Here is an 18,493-nt window from a genome sequence, read left to right on the forward strand (position 1 = left end):
TCAGACCTACCTGTTCAAGCGGTTCCGGCACAGGGGCGGCTGACAGGAAGACGGGCATGCACACACACATAGCTGAAGCGATCAAGAAACCCGATCTCATCTCCCTGCGGCCGGACGTGATCTGTCTGCGGTTCGAGACGATGAAGATCTACTCGGCCCTGGGGGCGGTCCGCCATCTCCTGGAGTCGGGTGCCGTCCAACCCGGCGACACGCTCGTCGACAGTTCCAGCGGCATCTACGCACAGGCGCTGGCACTGGCCTGTCACCGCTACGGAATGCAGTGCCACATCGTGGGATCCACGACGGTGGACCGCACCCTCCGCGCGCAGTTGGAGATCCTCGGCGTCACGCTGGAACAGGTCCGGCCGTCGAAGAACCTGCGTCTCGACCAGGAACTGCGGGTGCGGCGAATCGCCGAGATCCTGGAGGCGAACCCCTCGTACCACTGGATGCGGCAGTACCACGACTCCATCCACTACCTCGGTTACCGCGACGTGGCAGCCACGATCGCCCGGGAGGTCCCCGACGGCCCCCTGGCCCTGGTGGGCGGTGTGGGCTCGGGCGCCTCGACCGGCGCCATCGCCACCTTTCTGCGCGAGGCCGGCCGGGATGTGTCCCTCGTCGGCGTGCAGCCCTTCGGCAGTGTCACGTTCGGCTCGGAGCACGTGTCGGACCCGGACATGATCATTGCCGGGATCGGCAGCGCCATCCCGTTCCGGAACGTCCGGCACGAGCTCTACGACAGGATCCACTGGGTCAACTTCGACTGCGCACTCTCCGGCGCTGTCGAACTCCTGCGGAGCAGCGGCATCTTCGCCGGCCTCTCGGCCGGCGCCGCGTACCTCACCACTCGTTGGGAACGCAGCAGGGACGCCTCCCGCACCCATGTCTTCATCGCCGCCGACACCGGTCACCGCTACGTCGAGAGCGCCTATGCCAGGCACGCGGAAGCCCCGGACATCGACACCCTCAAGCCGCACGAGATCACCTCGCTCGACGAACTCAGTCACCCCTGGTCGACGGCGTCGTGGTCCGACCTCCGTGTGCCGCGCGGGAGTTGAGTATGCCGACTCCCCGCCGCCACCGAACTCCCCGCACCGCAGCACGTACAACCCCGACGAGAGAACCCGAGATGCCACACCCCATGCCGCAGACCGTCGCGGAACTGACCGATGCCGTACTGTCGGGCGCCCACGGTCCCGACCCCAGGAATCTGGCCGTCACCAGCGCCTTCTGGCTTTACCACACCACCCGGCTCGCCGGGGGAGAGGTCACGTACCACAACCACTACCTCGTGCTCCGGGTCGGTCACACCTTCGGCGCCTGCTCCTTCGAAGCCGGCGAACTCGCCCCCGACTTCTGCGAGAACGCCTCCGGCCACACCCTCGACACGCTGCTGCGCAACGAGTCGGCCCCGGTCAGGGTCGCCGCACTCGACGCCTACCTCTCGCACGTGCGGCCGCACCGCGATGCGGCCGATGCCGAACCGGTCACCCTTCCGGCCGGGACGCCGGAGATCCGTGCCCGGGCCCGCGACGCCTCCATCGCCGGTCTCCTCGACATCGAGCCGGGTGCGAAGGTGGCCCTCATCGGTGTGGTCAACCCGCTCGTCGCGGCGATACGCGACCGCGGAGGTGTGTGCCTCCCCTGCGACCTCAATCTGCGCACCACCCAGTGGGGCGACCGGGTCGGCGACGACATGACCGAGGTGCTGGGCGAAGCCGATGCCGTCGTGGCCACCGGTATGACCCTGAGCAACGGCACGTTCGACCTGATTCTCGAGCACTGCCGGGAGCAGCGCGTTCCCCTGGTCGTCTACGCGCAGACGGGCAGTGCCGTCGCCCGTGCGTTCCTGTCCGGCGGAGTCACCGCTCTGAACGCCGAGCCTTTCCCCTTCTCGCAGTTCAGCGCCGACCCGACACCCATGTACCGCTACCGCGCCGACAAGCCGGTGCTCACGGGCGGGGACGGTTCGTGACCACCGACGCCAAGGGGGGCGCGACAGACCGCGAGACCGAGGAGGAGCCGCTTCCGGGCGACCTGAGGATGGCCCGTGCCCTGTGGCCCGTCCTGCTCGCCTCGGCCGTCGGCCTGCTGCCGTTCACCATCTTCAGCACCTACCTGGTGCCGATCGCGGACGAGGCGGGGAGCAGCGTCGCCGCGATGGGCGGACTGCGCGGACTCGGCGGCCTGGCCGCCCTGTTGGTCGGCACCGCGCTCGCCCCGTTCATCGACCGGGTGCGCAAGGAGTGGGCGGCCGCGGGCGGACTCGTCGCTCTCGGCGCCTCGTCGGCGTTCGGTGCGAGCGGGGACTTCGTCCTGCTGGCGGTGTTCTGTCTGCTGGTCGGCGCGAGTACGTCCGTACTGAACCCGGCCCTCACCGCGGCGGCCGCCGACCGCTTCGGTAGGGGCAAGGCGGCCGGCCGGGCGGCGACCCTGGTCACGGCGGTGCAGTCGATGACCGCCATGCTCGCGGCGCCGGTCGTGGCCCTGCCCGCCCTCCTCTGGGGCTGGGAGGGAGACCTCCTCGCCGTGACCGCGGCCTCGCTTCTCCTCGCCGTGGTCTTCCTCGCACGGGCCGAGCCGAAGAGGGCCGAGGAGAGCGGGAAGGAACAACGCCTGGGCTATCTCGCCTCGTTCAGGGCACTCGGAGCGGTGCGCGGAGCTGTGCCCCTGCTTCTCATCTCCCTGCTGCGCACCGCGGTCTTCATGGGCTACCTCGCCTATCTGGCAGCCTTCTACGCCGACCGCTTCCGGCTCGACCCCGGGCTCTTCGCGTTCGTCTGGACGCTGAGCGGCGCGTCGTACTTCCTGAGCAACCTCCTCACCGGGCGCCTCACGAACTCCGCCGAACCCCGGATCAGTACCGAACGCCTGCTGGTCATCGGCCTCGTCGGTGCGCTGGTGTCGGTCGTGGGCTTCTACTTCACCCACTGGCTGCCGCTCGCCCTCACGCTCACCTCGCTCCACGCGGCGAGCCATGCCGTCGTGGCCGCGTGCGCCGTCAGTCTCCTGGTACGGCGCTGCGGCTCGCTGCGCGGCTCGGCCCTGAGCGTCAACGCCGCGGGCCAGAGCCTCGGGGTCTTCGTCGGCGCGGCCCTGGGCGGCGCCGGCCTCGGCCTGGCGGGCTTCCCCGGCATCGCCGCCGCCTTCGGCGCCCTCGTCGTCGCGGCACTCGGCGCGGCCGTCGTGGTGTCCCGCCAAGGCGTCCAGGAACGGGAGCAGGAGGCGGCCGACTCCGCGTAGCCGACAAGTCCTCGGGTCGTACCGTCCGCCAGTTGTCACAGACCACGCACGCGACCTCCTCCCGAACATGTTTCCTCCTCCCGACAGTGAAAGGCCGGCTCCATGCCTCCGCCCGCGATCTCCTCACCGCCGGTCGGCACCGGCGGTACCGGGTCAGCCGACGTCCCACCCTCCGCACGCGCGGCGGGTGTCAGGGGCCGGCTCGCCTCGCGTCAGGGCCTGTCGGCCGCCTGCGTCGTCCTGCTCGCTGTCCTCCTCGTCTCCGTCGTCGTGGCCGTCGGTCTGGGATCCGCGGTGATCACGCCGGGGGAGACCGCCCGGTATCTGTGGGCGGCTCTCAGCGGCGGACACATCGCGGCTGACGAGGTGACGACGTATCAGATCATCTGGCAGATCCGTACACCGCGGGTCCTGACCGCGGCCCTCGTGGGCGCGGGGCTGAGTGCGGTCGGCGTCGCCATCCAGGCCCTGGTGCGCAACGCCCTCGCCGACCCCTTCGTCCTCGGCGTCTCCTCAGGGGCGTCCGTCGGCGCCGTCGGCGTCACGGTCACCGGCGGCCTTGCGGCGCTCGGCATCTACGCGGTGTCCGCCGGCGCCTTCATCGGCGCCCTGGTGGCGGCGGTCCTGGTCCACGCGGCCGCATCCAGCCGGGGCACGCTCTCACCGCTGCGTCTGGTCCTGACCGGAGTGGCCATGTCGCTCGGTTTCCAGGCGGTGATGAGCGTGATCATCTACGCCGCCCCGGACAGCGAGGCGACCAGCATGATCCTCCACTGGACGATGGGCAGCTTCGGCGCCGCGAGCTGGGGCTCGCTGCCCGTCGTCTGCGTCGCCGTCCTGCTCGGTCTGGCCGTGCTCCACCGGCACGGCCGGGTGCTGGACGTCCTCGCCCTCGGGGACGAGACGGCCGCGAGCCTCGGGGTCGGCCCCGACCGGCATCGCAAGGGCCTGCTTGTGATCGTCTCGCTCGTGACGGGTGTGATGGTCGCCGTCAGCGGTGCCGTCGCCTTCGTCGGACTGGTCATGCCACATGTCGTGCGCATGGTCGTCGGGGCCGCCCACGCCCGGGTGCTGGCCGTCGCCCCTCTGGCTGGGGCGATCTTCATGGTGTGGGTCGACCTGGTGTCGCGGACGCTCGTGGCACCCCGTGAGCTGCCGCTGGGCGTCATCACCGCACTGGTCGGAGTGCCGGTGTTCATCATGCTGATGCGTCGCAAGAGCTATCTGTTCGGGGGTCGTTGAGATGGATCTGACACTCGACGGGCTCTCGGTGGTGACCGATGGCAGACGTCTGGTGCGCGACCTCACGCTGCGGGTGGACAGCGGCCGGGTCGTGGGCCTGGTCGGCCCGAACGGCAGCGGCAAGTCCACCGCGCTGCGCTGTGTGTACCGGGCGCTTCGCCCCAGCACCGGCACGGTGTGGGTGGGCGAGGACGATCTCTCCCGTCTCGCGATGCGCCGCAGCGCGCAGACCGTCGCCGCCATGACCCAGGACGGCGCCGTCGACCTCGACTTCACGGTCGAGGAACTCGTCGCCCTGGGACGTACGCCCCACCTCCAGGGAAATCAGGCACTCGGCCGACGGGAACGGGAGCTGTGCGAGCGGGCGATGGACCGGCTCGACATCCGCCACCTCGCCCGGCGCGGGGTGCTCACCCTCTCGGGCGGGGAGCGTCAGCGCGTCCTGCTGGCCCGGGCTCTCGTCCAGGAGCCGAAGATCCTCGTACTCGACGAGCCGACCAACCATCTCGACGTACGCCACCAGGTCGAGCTGCTCTCGCTCCTGCGCGGCTCGGGGCTCACCGTCCTCATCGTCCTGCACGACCTCAACCTGGCCGCGGCGGCCTGCGATCGCATCGGCGTCCTCTCCGACGGCCGCCTGGTGACGGCGGGTTCGCCCGCCCGTGTCCTCACCCCGGAACTCGTCGACGAGGTGTTCGGCGTCGAGGCCAGCGTGGTGCCCCACCCGCTCACGGGCGCTCCCCAACTGCTGTATTCGCTCAACTCCTCCTCGTGAAAGGCACATCCACCAGATGCGTATGAATCGATCGTCCGGCGCGGTGTCCCGCGGCACCGCCCTCGGATCCGCGCTCGCCGCCGTCCTGCTGCTCAGCGGCTGCGGTGCCGAGGTCGGGACGGACGCCGAGGCGTCCGACAAGGTCACCGTGAAGCGCTGCGGCGAGCCGGTCGAGTACACGACCCCGAAGCGTGCCGTGGCCTACGAGGGCGGCAGCGCCGACAAGCTGTTCAGCCTCGGCCTGACCGAGCACGTGCACGGCTATGTGATGCCGCCGGCGAACCCGCCGGTGAGCGAGTCCCCCTGGGCGTCCGAGTACGCCAAGGTGAAGATGCTCAGCGACGACCTCCTCAACAAGGAACTGGTGGTGGAGGCCAAGTCCGACTTCGTCGTGGCCGGCTGGAACTCCGGCTTCAAGGACGAGCGGGGCATCACCCCGGAGATCCTGGACCAGCTCGGAATCCAGAGTTTCCTGCACACCGAGAGCTGCTTCAACTACCCCGAGTACCCCGAGAAGGTCACCCCGTTCGAAGGCCTCTACACCGACCTCGACCGGCTGGGCACGATCTTCCGGGTCGAGGACAGGGCGGACAAGGTCGTCGCCGGCCTGAAACACCGCGTCGAGGCGGTCGCGGAACAGGCGCCCCAGGGTGACCCGGTGCCGGTCTTCCTCTACGACTCCGGTACCGATCAGCCGTTCACCGCGGGCAATCAGGTCCCGCCCAACGACATCATCAGGACCGCGGGCGGCAGGAACATCTTCGACGGACTCGACCAACGCTGGACCCAGGTGAACTGGGAGGCGGTCGCCGCGGCCGAACCCGAGGTCATCATGATCCTCGACTACGGCGACCTGCCGGCCCGGAAGAAGATCGACTTTCTGAGGAAGTCCCCGCACACGAGGGAACTTCCCGCGGTCAAGAAGAACAACTTCTTCGTCCTCGACTACAACGAGGGCATCAGCGGACCGAGGAACATCGACGGCCTGGAGAAGTTCTCGAAGTACGTGCGGACACTCCGCAGTTGACCCCACGTCGGCGGTCGGCCCATCCGATCGGTGAAGCTGTCACAGAAGCTGGTCGATGGTGAAGGGGAGGGACCGCAGCCGGCGGCCGGTGGCGTGATGGATCGCGTTGCCGATGGCTGCCGCCACGCCGACCAGGCCGATCTCCCCGACACCCTTGGTGCCGGCCTTCGTCGCGCGGTCGGGAGTGCCGCAGAAGATGACCTCCATGTCGGGAACGTCGGCGTTGACGGGCATCAGGTAGTCGCCGAACGTGGGGTTGGCGATACGGCCGGTGCCCTCGTCGGTCTCGGTCGCCTCGAACATCGCCTGGCTGATGCCGCCGACGGTGCCGCCGACGATCTGGCTGGTGGCCGTCTTCTCGTTGAGGATGCGCCCGCCGTCGATGGCGGAGACCACCCGCCTGACCCGCAGCAGGCCGAGCCCGGGATCGATGCGGATCTCGACGAACTTGGCTCCGAAGGCACCGGAGGGAGCCATGCCGATCTGCTGCCCGTCGGGCGGGGTACTGCGGCCGTCGGCGCTGACCTCCTCCAGGCCGTGGCGGGCGAGGATGTCGGTGTAGGGCTCGCCCTGGTCCGGAGCGCTGATGCGGTGGAGCCGTCCTTCGCCGACGGTGACGTCGTCCGCCGAAGCACCGCGCAGTGGCGACTTGTCGTCGTCGCGCACGATGTCGAGCAGTTCGTGGACGAGGTTGTCGCACGCGGTGTGGATCGCGTTGGCCAGCGCTGAGGTCAGGCCGGAGCCGCCGGCCTGGGGTGCGTAGGGCATGTCGGAATCGCCGAGGTCGAAACGGACCCTGCTGATCTCCAGCCCGAGGAGTTCGGCGGCGAACTGCGTCATCACGGTGTAGGTTCCGGTGCCGATGTCGGTGGCGGCACTGCGGACATACGCCGAGCCGTCGCGGCGCAGGGACGCCCGCGCCTGGCAGGGAGCCTGGTAGAACGGGTAGGACGCACCGGCCATGCCGTACCCGACGAGCCATCGGCCGTCGCGCATCGAGCCGATGTCGGGCGTACGGCGCGACCAGCCGAACCGCTCCGCACCCTGGGTGTAGCAGTCGCGGAGGGCCTTGCTCGACCAGGGCAGACCGAGCAGCGGGTGGTCTTCGGCGTAGTTGCGCAGACGGAGTTCCAGCGGGTCCATGCCGATGGCGTGGGCGGCCTCGTCGATGGCGGATTCCAGGGCGAAGTTGCCCTGGCCTTCGGCGGGGGCGCGCATGGAGCCGGGGCACGGGATGTTCAGCCGGGCCTGCCGGTCGCGGGTCACGACATTGGGGCACGCGTAGGACACCGCCGAGCAGGAGGAGACCGGCTCGAAGTCGTCGTCCTCCATCGCCACCGACGAGATGCCGTGGTGCTCGATGGCGACGAGGTTCCCGGCCCTGGTGGCCCCGATCCTGATCTGCTGGACGCTGTTGGGGCGATGTCCGACCGAGGTGAACATCTGCGGTCGCGTCAGCACCAGTTTCACGGGGTGCCTGACCTCGCGGGCGGCCAGCGCGGTCAGGATGACGTGGGACCACACCCGCAGCCCGGCACCGAAGCCGCCGCCGACGAACGGCGCGAGCACCCGGATGCCGCTCTCGGGTACGCCGAAGACCGCGGCGAGTGTCGTGCGTACGTTGTGGGGCCACTGCGTGGAGTCGTGCACGGTGACCGAGTCGCCGTGCCATGAGGCGATGGTGCTCATCAGGCCGAGCGGATTGTTGGTGTTGTCGGGCGTCGTGTAGCGCCCCTCGACCACGACGTCCGCCTCGGCGAAGCCGGCGGACACGTCTCCCCGCTCCGAGTCCAGACCCCAGGGATTGTCCAGGATCTCCGCGTTCGGATCCTCCACGTCGAGCAACGCCTCGGTCGGCTCGTACTCCACGCGTACCAGGGACGCGGCGTGCCGCGCCTGCTCGGCGCTGTCGGCCACCACGATCGCGATGTGCTGGCCGTAGTGGAGAATCCGGTCGTCCTGCATGGGGGCCGGTGGCGACGACCCGAGCTGTGTCATCGGTCCGCGCGGCAGCTGGGGAGCGGTCAGATGGGTGATCACCGTCAGGACGCCGGGTGCGGACTGCGCGTCGGAGGCGTCGATCCTGCGGATGCGGCCCGCGGCGATCGTGCTCCCTACCAGAGCGGCGTGCACCATGCCGGGATAACTGAAGTCGTTGGGGTAGTGGGCGCCACCGGTGACCTTCAGCGGTGCGTCCACGCGCTCGATGCCTTCCCCGACGACCGTGCGACCGGGGGATTCGAGGGTGGTCATGACGGGGCTCCTGCAACGGTCTCGAGCGTGCGCACCAGGGTGCGCTTGGCCAGATCCACCTTGAACGCGGTGCCCGGCAGCGTCTGCGCGCCTTCCAGGGCTGCCTCCGCGGCCATCCGGAAGCGTTCGTCGCCCGCCGGTGCTCCTCGCAGTACCTCCTCGGCGCCCCAGGCCCGCCACGGGACCGTGCCGACGCCGCCCAGCCCGATCCGTGCGTCGCGGATGGTGTCGCCTTCGAACTCCAAGGCAACGCCGGCCGAGGTCAGCGCGAACTCGTAGGACACCCGGTCCCGGACCTTCAGGTAGTGGGACCTGGTTCCCTCCGGCAGCAGCGGAATCTCGACCTCGGTGATCAGCTCACCGTGGTTCAGCACGTTCTCGATGTGCGGTGTCGAACCGGGTTCCCGGTAGAACCGCGTCAGGGGGACCGACCGGGGGCCGTCCTGGCCCTGGATATGAACGATGACGTCCAGCGCCACGAAGGGGATCGCGACGTCCGAGGCGTGCAACGCGATGCACTGATCGCTCGTGCCCAGGATGGCGTGCATGCGCTGGAAGCCTGTGATCGCGGCGCAGCCGGACCCGGGGTCGCGCTTGTTGCAGGCCCCTACGGTGGGGTCCCTGAAGTAGCGGCACCGGGCACGCTGCAACAGGTTGCCGCCGATGGTGGCCATGTTCCTCAGCTGGGTGGAGGCTCCGAGCAGAAGCGCCTCACGCACGAACGGAAGCCGTTCGCGCAGCACGGCATCCGCTGCCAGTTCCTCCATCGTCGTCAGCGCACCGACGTGCACCGACGACTCGGCATGCATGATCCCCTTCAGCGGCAGCCGGGTGATGTCGACCAGGCGCTCAGGATCCAGGACGCCGTCCTTCATCAGGTCCAGCTGGGTCGTGCCTCCGGCCAGGAATGACGTTTTCGGGTCGGCCGTCACGGCCGCGACTGCTTGCTCGGTCTCGGCGGGCCGAACGTACTCAAAGGGACGCATCATCAGCCCTCCGATACGACGTCGCGGATTGCGGCACGGATATTCGGATAGGCACCGCAGCGGCAGATGTTCCCGCTCATGAATTCGCTGATGTCCTCGTCCGTGCCCGCCCGGCCCTCGGCCTCCAGGCACACGGCCGACATGATCTGCCCAGGGGTGCAGTAGCCGCACTGGAACGCGTCACGGCGTGCGAAGGCGGCCTGCATCGGGTGCGGCTCACCGTTGTCGGACAGGCCTTCCACCGTGGTGATCTCGCGGCCTTCGTACTGGGCGGCCAGCGCGAGGCAGGACACGATGCGTTTCCCGTCGACGAGCACGGTACAGGCACCGCAAGCGCCCTGGTCACAGCCCTTTTTCGCCCCGGTCAGCACCAAGTGATCACGCAGAGCGTCGAGAAGGGTCACGCGCGAGTCGAACCGCAGGCGATACGCATCGCCATTGATGTTCAGGGTGACCTCTACCGTGGGAATTTCCGGTGTGGTTTCGCCCGGGCGCGCTTGAGTATCGGCGTGCTTCATAGCGCCTCAATTCGATTGGAAACTGCCCGGGGCGATGGAATGGGCGCGCTTCGCCATCCGGCGCAGTATCCGAAAAAGTCTAGAACCGGATCGGGGGGCCCGCATTTTCTGGCGGTGAGGGTCCGGGCGGGGCGGGGGCGCGCCGACCCGGTTCGTACGGTGGGTGCGCGTTCGTGAATTCCCCGACAGGGGTGGGGAGTTGGGTCGCCGGGCCGCTCTGGGCGGGGCGGCGGAGTTGATCAGGGAGGAATCGCCGGCCTGCCCCTGGTTGCCGGCCGCCCGGCAGCGACGGTTCGAGCGGCCTACTGAGCGCCGGCCGGGGCCCGTCCTGCGGCCCTCGGGCCGGCGCGGCGCACGCTCCACTCGGCGAGCGGCCGCAGGGCGTCGACCAGCGACCGGCCGTCCGGGGTCGGCCGGTAGCGGATCTGCACGGGCGTGCTGGGGATGACCGTGCGCTCGATGAGTCCCGCGGTCTCGAGTTCCTTCAGGCGCTGGGAGAGCAGCCGGTCGGAGATGCCGTCGATCATCGCGCGGTACTCGCCGAAGCGCCGGGCCCCTCGGTCGGCGGCCTGCAGTACCGAGCCCGTCCAGCGGCGTCCGATCAGTTCGATGGTGCCCTCGAAGCTCGGGCAGGTGTCGTCATGAATGGAGTCCACTTACAAAAGATTAGCAGCTTACTCATTGTTTGGCTGTGAGGTCGGTCCCGCGCACCGTGGACGCATGACCGACTACGAACGCCCACTCTCCTTCGGAGTGAGCCTCGATCCCTCTGCCGGAGCGTGGGGGCGGACCCTGCGCGTCGCGCGCATGGCGGAGAGCTCGGGCCTCGATCACCTCGCCGTCCAGGACCACCCCTACCAGCCCGGCCACCTCGACACCTGGACCCTGATCTCCCATCTGTCCGCGACCACCGACCGCATCTCCTTCCTCACGGACGTCGCCGACCTCCAGCTGCGCCCGCCGGTGATGCTCGCCAAGGCCGCCGCGTCCCTGAGCGTGCTCACCGACGGACGGCTCCAGCTCGGCGTCGGCGGGGGCGGCATCCCCGAGGCCATCGCCTCGATGGGCGGCCCCGCGCGACGCGGCCAGGACATGGTGGCGTTCGCCGAGGAGTCCCTGGGGATCCTGCGGACGGCCCTGGCCGGAGGTGTCGTACAGCTGCACAGCACGTACCACTCCGTGGACGGATACCGTGCCGGACCGGTGCCGCCGGAGCCCGTCGGGCTCTGGCTCGGCGCCCAGAAGCCCCGGATGCTCGCCCTCGTCGGCCGGTCGGCGGACGGGTGGATCTCTCCGCTGAACCTCTATGTGCCGCCGCACGAGGTGCCCTCCCGGCAGCGGATCATCGACGAGGCGGCCGCCGAGGCAGGCCGCGACCCGCGGACGCTGCGACGCGTGTACAACGTGACCGGGGTGATCGGTACCCATGCGGAGGGCCCCGGCCTCGTCGGCGATGTGCGGCGGTGGGTGGACACCCTCGCTGAGTGGGCCGTGGACCTCGGCTTCGACACCTTCGTGTTCTGGCCCGCCACCGATCCCGAACGGCAGCTCGCACTCTTCGCCGACGAGGTGGTGCCGGCAGTGCGGCAGCGCGTCGACGCCCTCCGGAGCGCGCGATGAACCGCACCCTCTCGACCGTGCCCACCGAGCTGGCGGGCAAGGTGGTCACCCCCGACGACCGGCGCTACCGACTGCTCCGCTCCACGTACACCACCATCGGCCGGCCGGCCGCCGTCGTCCTGCCCGAGTCCGCGGACGACGTCGCGGCGGCCCTGCGGCTCGCGCGTGACACGGGTCTTCGGGTGGCGGTCCGCAGCGGCGGGCACGGTCTGTCCGGCCGCGGGACCAACCACGGCGGGCTCGTCATCGACCTCACCGCGCTGCACCGGGTCGACGTCCTCGACCGTGGCTCCCGTCTCGTCCGCGTCGAGGCGGGCGCCCGCTGGGCCCACGTCGCTCAGGCGCTCGCCCGGCACGGGCTCGCCATCAGCTCCGGCGACCACGGAAACGTCGGCGTCGGAGGCATCGCCACCGGGGGCGGCATCGGCTGGCTCGTACGGCAGTACGGCCTCACCATCGACCGCATCCGTGCCGTCGAGGTCGTCCTGCCCGACGGAACGGCAGTACGGGCCGATGCCGATGTCGAGCCCGACCTGCTGTGGGTGATGCGCGGGGCCGGCGCGGGGGCAGGTATCGCGGTCGCCTTCGAGATCGAAGCCATGGAGCTTCGTGACGTCGGCTACGCACAACTGGTCATGGCGGTGGACCCGACCGGGGAGACGCTGCGGCGCTGGGCCGACACCATGGCGCACGCGCCGCGCGAGCTGTCGACGGCGGTGATGCTGTCCACCCAGGGCGCCACCACTGCCGCGGTCATCACCGCCGTCGTGGCCTCGGACAGTCCGTCCGTCATCCGCCGCACCGTCGAACCGCTGCTCGGAATCGGGGACGTGATGGCACAACAGGCCCACGTCGTGCCCTACACAGAGCTGGTCCCGATGCTTCATCTGCACGCCAACTCCGGGCAGATGCGCTCCAGCACGACCAACGGACTGTTCACCGACATGACCCCGGACGCAGCCCGGGCCTTGGTCGCCGCGTCCGCGGCCCCCGCTCCCGTCCTGGTTCAACTGCGTTCGCTCGGCGGTGCGACGCACGATCCTTCTCCCTCGGCCATGGCGTTCCCCCACCGCCACCAGAACACCCTTGTCGTCGCCTCGGCGTTCCCGCCGGACGACCACCCCACGCTGGCCGCCGCCTGGACCCCGATTGCCCCGCTCACCGACGGCGCCTACGTGAACTTCGAGAGCGACCCCGACGAGGTGACGTTCGCACGGGCCTATCCCGGTCCGACCGGCACGCGCGTCGCGGAGTTGTGGGAACGCTACGACCCGGACGGAGTTCTGCGCCCCGGGCCGCGGGCTTGATGGCCTTAGCCCCGAGGCGGTGCCGCGGGCGCCCCGCGTCCCCGCCGTCCGATGCTGTGCGCCGAGCACCCCCGTGGAGAGCAACGAGGACGTCCAAGAGCGCCACTCCTCTACACCACCGGGCGGGACACCGTCCGACATATCCGCAACCACCGTACAATAACCCCGGGCTCGGTCACAGTGGAGGGGTGTGGACAACGCTCGCGCCGCTCATGGGCGTCGTACTCGGCGGGCTGACATCGTTTGCGGCCCAGTTCTGGCAGGGACGCGCCTCGGAGCGCATGGAAGCGCGACGCAGCCGGCGTGAGCGCGCCGAGGGGCGCCGTACCGAAGCCCTCACCCACCTGATCGATTTCCTGTCAGCGGTGCAGGAAGCCGAACGGGTGGCAGTGGACCGCTACCACTTCAACCTGACCGACGAACAGTGGCAGGCCCGAGCCAAGCAGGCCGTCGACAGGCTGTGGGTGGCCCAGAAGACGCTTCACCTGTTGTGCACGTCCGAGGTCAACGAGGCGGCACGACGTGTCGCCTTCGCCGTTCAGAACGTGATTCGAGACGGACCGCGCGATCCGGGGGAGCCGCAGGACGAGAAGGTCTGGGCGTGCATCAGCCCGAGCCGGCGGGCCTTTCTGGACGCGGCGGCCGCGTACTTGTGACGGAGGTGGCGGGGGGCGCGGATCACGCGGACCACGCCACACCCCACACGAGCCCGCCCCGCCACGGCGAAAGGGGCGCCTGCCCCCCCGGCAGGCGCCCCCGTCCTCACCTCAGCGTCCGGCCCGCACCTGACCCGGGCCCTCGATCATCGCCGCCAGCACCGACCGCCAGTCCTCGCCCGGGAGTTCGGCCAGGGACCTGGCCAGTCGGTCGGCCCGGTAGTGCCACCGGTGGTCGAGGTCCGGGTGCACCCGGTCGACGAGGCTGATCTCGCTGTCGGTTCCGAGCAGCCGGCCCAGCTCGGCCGCCAGCTCCGCCCACCCGACGTGACCGCTCACGGCGTTGGCCGTGCCGTGGACCGGTGTGTCAAGGCAGGCGGTCACCGCGCGGGCCAGCGCGGACGCGTGGACCCAGGGCGCGCCGTGCCAGTCGTGGCCCTCGGCGCCGGGACCGGGGACCTGGATCGGGTCTCCCGCCTGTGCCGCCTGGTAGAGCATTCCGGTGGCTCCCCAGCGCAGTTGGTCCCGAAGACGGTCGTGCGGACCCCACACGATCGGCGAGCGGACCACGCTCGCGCCGCCGCGGCCCTCGGTGCCGGCGGCGCGCAACAGCAGCTGTTCGCAGTCGAGTTTGGCCTGCCCGTACGCGGTCAGCGGTTGCTGAGAGGCCGCGTCCTCGACCACCTGCCGGTCCGCGGGCTTCCCGTACGCGTCCACGCTGCTGACGAACACGAACGGTCCGCGGCTCCAGGCCGCGACCATCGCCTCCATCGCGGCCACGTCCACCTCGGGTCGGGTGAAGGTGCACGCGGCGTGGATCACCGCGTCCGCGCTCTCCACCGCGGCGCGCAGGCCGTCCAGGTCGTTGAGATCGCCCTCGACGACCTCGACACCGTCGCCGGCGACGAGGTGCGCGGACTCGGGCCGGGCCAGGGCGAGCACGGGCCGTCCCTGGGCGGCCAGTTCACGCAGGACGAAGGCGCCGACACCGCCGGTGCCGCCCGTTACCAGCACGGTGCCCTCGCGGACCCGACGCTTGCCGGCCGCCGGTGCGGCGGTGGCGACGACGGCCGCACGCTCGCTCTCCCGCTCGTCCAGCAGCGCGGCCAGCGCCCGGGGTGTCCGGCACTGCATCACATCGAGCCCGGTCACCGGCAGTGTGAGGCCGGTACGCAGCCGTTCGGCCAGTTGCACGGCGACCAGCGAGTGACCGCCGAGGACGAAGAAGTCGTCGTCCGGCGCGGGTACCCGGCCCAGCAGTTCGGCGAAGGCCGCCGTCACCGCGTGCGCACGAGGCCCCTGCGGGGCGGGTACCGCGGCCGCGCCGGGCAGGCGCGCCGCATCCAGCGAGCCGTCGGCGGTCCGCGGCATCGCGTCCAGCAGCGTCACCGCGGCAGGAACGCTCTCCCGCGGCAGGGCCGCCCGGAGGTCGGAACGCAGCTGCGCGGGGGAGGGGCCACCCGTCTCCCGCAGGACCGCGTAGGCGATCAGCGGACCGGCGGCCGGTACGGGTACGGCGGCGTCGGCGATCCGGGAATCCGCCCGCAGACGCGCCTCGGCCGGATGGCAGTCGTCGGCCACGATCGCCTGAGGACCACCGCCGAGCCGTGAGAGCGTCAGACCCGGATCGGCCGCGACCGCGGACAGCAGGGCGCCGAAGTCGTCCGCCAGCCGGTCTCCCGCGGCGGAGTCCAGCGCCGACTGCCCGAACTGGACGATGCAGGCAGGGGAGTCGGAGTCCACGAGCCCGAACGACAGGTCGAACTTCGCCTCGTCGAGCCCGATGTCGACCGGCTCGGCGACCGTTCCCGGCAGCCGGAGCGCGGTGGGTTCCCGCAGGACGTCGGCGGACACCCGTACCAGTGCCGTACCGTCGGCGCCCCGCGCGCCGGCGCCGAGCCGCTCCAGGATCAGGTCGAACGGCACGTCCCGGTGCTGTTGGGCCTCCAGCAGCGCGTCCCGTACGCGCTCGACGAGCGTCCCGAAGTCCGGGTCGCCCGACAGATTCACCCGTATCGGAAGGGTGTTGACGCACAACCCGACGAGGTTCCGCATCGCCGCGCCCTCGCGGTGGGTGCCGGCGCAGCCGATGACCAGGTCCTCCTCACCGGTCATCCGGTGCAGCGCCGCGAAGGAGGCGGCGAGGGACACGGTGAACAGGGTCGCCCGGCGCTCTCGGCCGATCTCTCGCAGGGCCGGCAGGACATGGGCGTCCAAGGCAGTGGTCCGGGCGACCGCGGCCCGCCCGCCCGGGCTGTGCGCGGGCCGGGGCAGACGTACGGGAGTCGCTCCCGCGAGGCGGCGCACCCAGTGGTCGAGGCCCTCGCCGACACGCTTCGCCGCCGCGTGTTCCCGGCGGGCGAAGTCCGCGTACTGCGGCGGCTCGGGCTGCGTGTGCGGGCGTTCGTCCACGGCCGCGGCGTACAGCTGGGACAGCTCGTCGGCGACCGTCTCCAGCGAACCGCCGTCGATGGCGATGTGATGGAACGTCAGCAGCACCGTGTGATCCTGCGGGCCGTGCCGCACCACCAGGGCGCGCGGCAGCGGACCGGCGGACAGGTCGAACGGACGGCGTGCTTCCTGGTTGAGGACACGCATGCCGTCGTCGTCGCTCTCCACCACGAGGACATCCATCGCGTCGGGTGCGGCGAGCACCTCCTGGTACGCCTCGTCGCCGCGCTGCCCGTAGCGGGTGCGCAGGATGTGGTGACGGCGGACGAGCCCGGTGAGCGCGGCGGTCAGCGCGTCGATGTCGAGCGGCCCGCGCAGCCGGGTGGCGAAGGGCACGCTGTACAGCGAACCGCCCTGGCCGAGACGGTCCATCAGCCATATACGCCGCTGGGCGTGCGAGAGCGGCGCGGAGGACGGCTTGCGGACCGCGGAGGGTGCGGGAGCGGCCGGGCGGCTGCCGGCGCGGGCACGTGCCCGGCGCAGCAGCTCCTCCTGGAGGGCGGCGGAACTCGGGGTCATGTCAGTGGCCATGGGTGGTGTCCTCGGACGCGTCGGGGTGGAGGTCGCTGTGGTCGGCCAGCAGCGCGCGTTCCACCAGCGCCGCGTGTCCGGCCACCGTGGGCGTGGCGAAGAAGTCGGGCAGGGACAGCTTCACCCCGAGCTCCTCGCGCAGATCGTCTGTGACGACGAGGGCGAGCAGGGAGTGCCCGCCGAGGGCGAGGAAGTCGGCGTCCGGCCGGTTCACCTCGCAGCCCAGACTGCGGCTCCACACCTCGGCGACCGCCTGCTGCAACGGGCTCAGCGGCTCGATCGTGCCGCCGTCGGCGGGAGCGCTGTGCAGAGCGGTGAGGGCGCGGCGGTCCACCTTGCCGGAGACGGTCAGCGGCAGCCGCTCCACGAAGCTCAGTTCGTCGGGGACCAGATGGGCGGGCAGCCGCTCGGCGAGCCGGGTCCTGAGCGTCTCGGCGCCGGGCACGGGCCCGGGCGCGGCGACGACGAAGGCGGCAAGACGAGCGTCGTCCTCGGCGGCCCGGCGCACGGTCACCGCGGCGTCGTCCACTTCCGGCTGCTCACGCAGGATGTGCTCGATTTCGCCGGGCTCGATCCGGAATCCGCGGACCTTGACCTGGTCGTCGGCGCGGCCGTGGAAGTCCAGCAGTCCGTCCGGACGGGCCGAGACCACATCGCCGGTGCGGTAGAGACGGCCCAGGGACACATGGTCCACGAAACGCTCCGCCGTCAGCTCGGGGCGGCCGGCGTAGCCGCTCGCCAACCGGCTGCCACCGATCCACAGTTCGCCGTGCTCGCCGGCCGCGACCGGCTGCCCGTCCGCGTCCAGGACGTGGGTGACGGCCCCCGCGATCGGGCGGCCGATGGGCACCGGGCCGTCGCAGTCCGCGTCCGTCACGCGGTGGGCCGTGGCGAACGTCGTGGTCTCGGTCGGGCCGTAGCCGTTGACCAACTCCAGCCAGGGGAAGGCGCGCAGCACTGCGCGGGCGTGTTGGGACGCCATCGCCTCGCCGCCCACCACGACCGTACGGAGCAGCGAGAACAGGCGCGAACGCCGAGCGGCCAGCTGGTGGAACAGTGCGGTGGTGAAGAACGCCACGCTCACGCCGTGCCGTTCCACCTGCTGCGCCAGATCCTCGAAGGAGGGCCGCTCGGCGGTGCACACCACGACCGCCGCGCCGTTGGCCAGCGCCGACCACACCTCGAACGTCGAGGCGTCGAAGGTGGCGGGGGAGTGGAACAGCACCCGGTCGCGTGCCGTGACCGTCGCATACGTCGGGGCGGTGACCAGTCCCGCGATGCCGCCGTGGGTGACGGTGACGCCCTTGGGCAGTCCGGTGGATCCGGAGGTGAACAGGACGAGCGCGGCCGCGTGCGGGGCGTGTCCGGCAAGGGCCGACTCCTCGCCCGTCAGCAGCGGTTCGTCGGGCAGGGCGAGGGTGGGACCGGCCGTGTCGATCGCTTCGAGCAGCTTGCTGTCGCCGACGGTCAGGGTCACCCCGGCATCGGCGAGCATGGCGTCCGTACGGGGGCGGGGGTGGGCCGGATCGAGCGGCACACAGGCCGCGCCCGCCCACCACAGGGCGAGTTGGGCGACGACGGTTCTGGCCGAGCGCGGCACGAGCAGGCCCACGCGGTCACCGGGTCTGACATCGTGCGCGCGCAGGTGGGCCGCCAGAGAACGCGCCGAGGTGACCAGCTGCGCATACGTCAGCGTGGTGTCGCCGTCCATCACGGCCAGGGCGTGCGGTGTCTCATCGGCGTGCCGCGCCACGAGCGCGGGCAGACCTTCGGCGGAAGCAGCGGAAGCAGCGGAAGAAGCGGAAGCGGCGGATACGGAGTCGGCGGACACGCGTTGTTCCTCCGGGGTGTTCGGGATGTGGGCGTGAGTGAGGACGGCCG

General features: G+C 70.9%; 15 protein-coding genes. 9 read left to right on the forward strand and 6 right to left on the reverse strand.

The window, feature by feature from the left end:
* The first annotated feature begins 56 nt into the window (after positions 1-56).
* The 6 genes from ACQPWZ_RS32185 to ACQPWZ_RS32210 all read left to right on the forward strand — a co-directional run bounded on the left by ACQPWZ_RS32185 (position 57) and on the right by ACQPWZ_RS32210 (position 6,290).
* A complete protein-coding gene (locus tag ACQPWZ_RS32185; RefSeq protein WP_433573128.1) occupies positions 57-1,061 on the forward strand; it encodes a pyridoxal-phosphate dependent enzyme in 1,005 nt (334 codons plus the stop codon).
* Between the two features lie 71 nt (positions 1,062-1,132).
* A complete protein-coding gene (locus tag ACQPWZ_RS32190; RefSeq protein ID WP_340476779.1) occupies positions 1,133-1,978 on the forward strand; it encodes a Rossmann-like domain-containing protein in 846 nt (281 codons plus the stop codon).
* A complete protein-coding gene (locus ACQPWZ_RS32195) occupies positions 1,975-3,246 on the forward strand; it encodes an MFS transporter (protein ID WP_433573129.1) in 1,272 nt (423 codons plus the stop codon). The genes ACQPWZ_RS32190 and ACQPWZ_RS32195 overlap by 4 nt, the downstream gene beginning before the upstream one ends.
* Before the next feature lie 102 nt (positions 3,247-3,348).
* Positions 3,349-4,488 carry a FecCD family ABC transporter permease gene (locus tag ACQPWZ_RS32200; protein ID WP_433573130.1) on the forward strand — a complete coding sequence of 380 codons (1,140 nt, stop codon included), beginning with the start codon at positions 3,349-3,351 and terminating at the stop codon, positions 4,486-4,488.
* A gap of 1 nt (position 4,489) precedes the next feature.
* Positions 4,490-5,263 carry an ABC transporter ATP-binding protein gene (locus tag ACQPWZ_RS32205; protein WP_433573131.1) on the forward strand — a complete coding sequence of 258 codons (774 nt, stop codon included), beginning with the start codon at positions 4,490-4,492 and terminating at the stop codon, positions 5,261-5,263.
* Positions 5,264-5,279: 16 nt separating this feature from the next.
* Positions 5,280-6,290: an ABC transporter substrate-binding protein gene (locus ACQPWZ_RS32210; protein ID WP_433573132.1), complete on the forward strand. Its 1,011-nt coding sequence runs from the start codon at positions 5,280-5,282 to the stop codon at positions 6,288-6,290.
* Positions 6,291-6,329: 39 nt separating this feature from the next.
* Here the strand turns inward: ACQPWZ_RS32210 and ACQPWZ_RS32215 are convergent, their stop codons facing one another.
* The 4 genes from ACQPWZ_RS32215 to ACQPWZ_RS32230 form a co-directional block, all read right to left on the reverse strand.
* Complete coding sequence (locus tag ACQPWZ_RS32215; RefSeq protein WP_433573133.1) at positions 6,330-8,543, reverse strand: xanthine dehydrogenase family protein molybdopterin-binding subunit; 2,214 nt, start codon at positions 8,541-8,543, stop codon at positions 6,330-6,332.
* The gene (locus ACQPWZ_RS32220) at positions 8,540-9,532 is read right to left on the reverse strand and encodes an FAD binding domain-containing protein (RefSeq protein WP_433573134.1); all 993 of its coding nucleotides are present in this window, start codon (positions 9,530-9,532) and stop codon (positions 8,540-8,542) included. Before ACQPWZ_RS32220 ends, ACQPWZ_RS32215 begins: the two co-directional genes overlap by 4 nt.
* Positions 9,532-10,047: a (2Fe-2S)-binding protein gene (locus ACQPWZ_RS32225; protein WP_405574636.1), complete on the reverse strand. Its 516-nt coding sequence runs from the start codon at positions 10,045-10,047 to the stop codon at positions 9,532-9,534. The genes ACQPWZ_RS32220 and ACQPWZ_RS32225 overlap by 1 nt, the downstream gene beginning before the upstream one ends.
* Positions 10,048-10,349: 302 nt before the next feature.
* Positions 10,350-10,703 (reverse strand): winged helix-turn-helix transcriptional regulator, encoded by a 354-nt coding sequence (locus ACQPWZ_RS32230; RefSeq protein ID WP_433573135.1) that lies wholly within the window; start codon positions 10,701-10,703, stop codon positions 10,350-10,352.
* A gap of 64 nt (positions 10,704-10,767) precedes the next feature.
* Here ACQPWZ_RS32230 and ACQPWZ_RS32235 point away from each other — a divergent pair, with 64 nt between their 5' ends.
* From ACQPWZ_RS32235 to ACQPWZ_RS32245, 3 genes are all read left to right on the forward strand, one after another.
* Positions 10,768-11,667, forward strand: a complete 900-nt coding sequence (locus ACQPWZ_RS32235; RefSeq protein WP_433573136.1) for an LLM class flavin-dependent oxidoreductase — start codon at positions 10,768-10,770, stop codon at positions 11,665-11,667.
* Positions 11,664-12,974, forward strand: a complete 1,311-nt coding sequence (locus ACQPWZ_RS32240; RefSeq protein ID WP_433573137.1) for an FAD-binding oxidoreductase — start codon at positions 11,664-11,666, stop codon at positions 12,972-12,974. Before ACQPWZ_RS32235 ends, ACQPWZ_RS32240 begins: the two co-directional genes overlap by 4 nt.
* Before the next feature lie 188 nt (positions 12,975-13,162).
* Positions 13,163-13,630 carry a hypothetical protein gene (locus ACQPWZ_RS32245; protein ID WP_356700563.1) on the forward strand — a complete coding sequence of 156 codons (468 nt, stop codon included), beginning with the start codon at positions 13,163-13,165 and terminating at the stop codon, positions 13,628-13,630.
* A gap of 111 nt (positions 13,631-13,741) precedes the next feature.
* On the opposite strand, the gene ACQPWZ_RS32250 is transcribed toward ACQPWZ_RS32245, so the two are convergent.
* Positions 13,742-16,612, reverse strand: coding sequence for a condensation domain-containing protein (locus ACQPWZ_RS32250; RefSeq protein ID WP_433573138.1), 2,871 nt, complete (start codon positions 16,610-16,612; stop codon positions 13,742-13,744).
* Entirely contained in the window at positions 16,602-18,443 is a 1,842-nt protein-coding gene (locus tag ACQPWZ_RS32255; RefSeq protein ID WP_433573139.1) for an amino acid adenylation domain-containing protein, read from the reverse strand. Before ACQPWZ_RS32255 ends, ACQPWZ_RS32250 begins: the two co-directional genes overlap by 11 nt.
* Positions 18,444-18,493 lie beyond the last annotated feature (50 nt).

The organism is Streptomyces sp. CA-251247 (genome assembly GCF_050952975.1).
GTDB classification, from domain to species: domain Bacteria; phylum Actinomycetota; class Actinomycetes; order Streptomycetales; family Streptomycetaceae; genus Streptomyces; species Streptomyces achmelvichensis.

What these genes read in the sequence shown, in the direction of transcription:
- ACQPWZ_RS32185 (WP_433573128.1), top strand. Translation starts at nt 57, where the DNA reads ATGCACACACACATAGCTGAAGCGATCAAGAAACCCGATCTCATCTCC.
- ACQPWZ_RS32190 (WP_340476779.1), top strand. Translation starts at nt 1,133, where the DNA reads ATGCCACACCCCATGCCGCAGACCGTCGCGGAACTGACCGATGCCGTA.
- ACQPWZ_RS32200 (WP_433573130.1), top strand. Translation starts at nt 3,349, where the DNA reads ATGCCTCCGCCCGCGATCTCCTCACCGCCGGTCGGCACCGGCGGTACC.
- ACQPWZ_RS32205 (WP_433573131.1), top strand. Translation starts at nt 4,490, where the DNA reads ATGGATCTGACACTCGACGGGCTCTCGGTGGTGACCGATGGCAGACGT.
- ACQPWZ_RS32210 (WP_433573132.1), top strand. Translation starts at nt 5,280, where the DNA reads ATGCGTATGAATCGATCGTCCGGCGCGGTGTCCCGCGGCACCGCCCTC.
- ACQPWZ_RS32215 (WP_433573133.1), bottom strand. Translation starts at nt 8,543, where the DNA reads ATGACCACCCTCGAATCCCCCGGTCGCACGGTCGTCGGGGAAGGCATC.
- ACQPWZ_RS32220 (WP_433573134.1), bottom strand. Translation starts at nt 9,532, where the DNA reads ATGATGCGTCCCTTTGAGTACGTTCGGCCCGCCGAGACCGAGCAAGCA.
- ACQPWZ_RS32225 (WP_405574636.1), bottom strand. Translation starts at nt 10,047, where the DNA reads ATGAAGCACGCCGATACTCAAGCGCGCCCGGGCGAAACCACACCGGAA.
- ACQPWZ_RS32235 (WP_433573136.1), top strand. Translation starts at nt 10,768, where the DNA reads ATGACCGACTACGAACGCCCACTCTCCTTCGGAGTGAGCCTCGATCCC.
- ACQPWZ_RS32240 (WP_433573137.1), top strand. Translation starts at nt 11,664, where the DNA reads ATGAACCGCACCCTCTCGACCGTGCCCACCGAGCTGGCGGGCAAGGTG.
- ACQPWZ_RS32250 (WP_433573138.1), bottom strand. Translation starts at nt 16,612, where the DNA reads ATGGCCACTGACATGACCCCGAGTTCCGCCGCCCTCCAGGAGGAGCTG.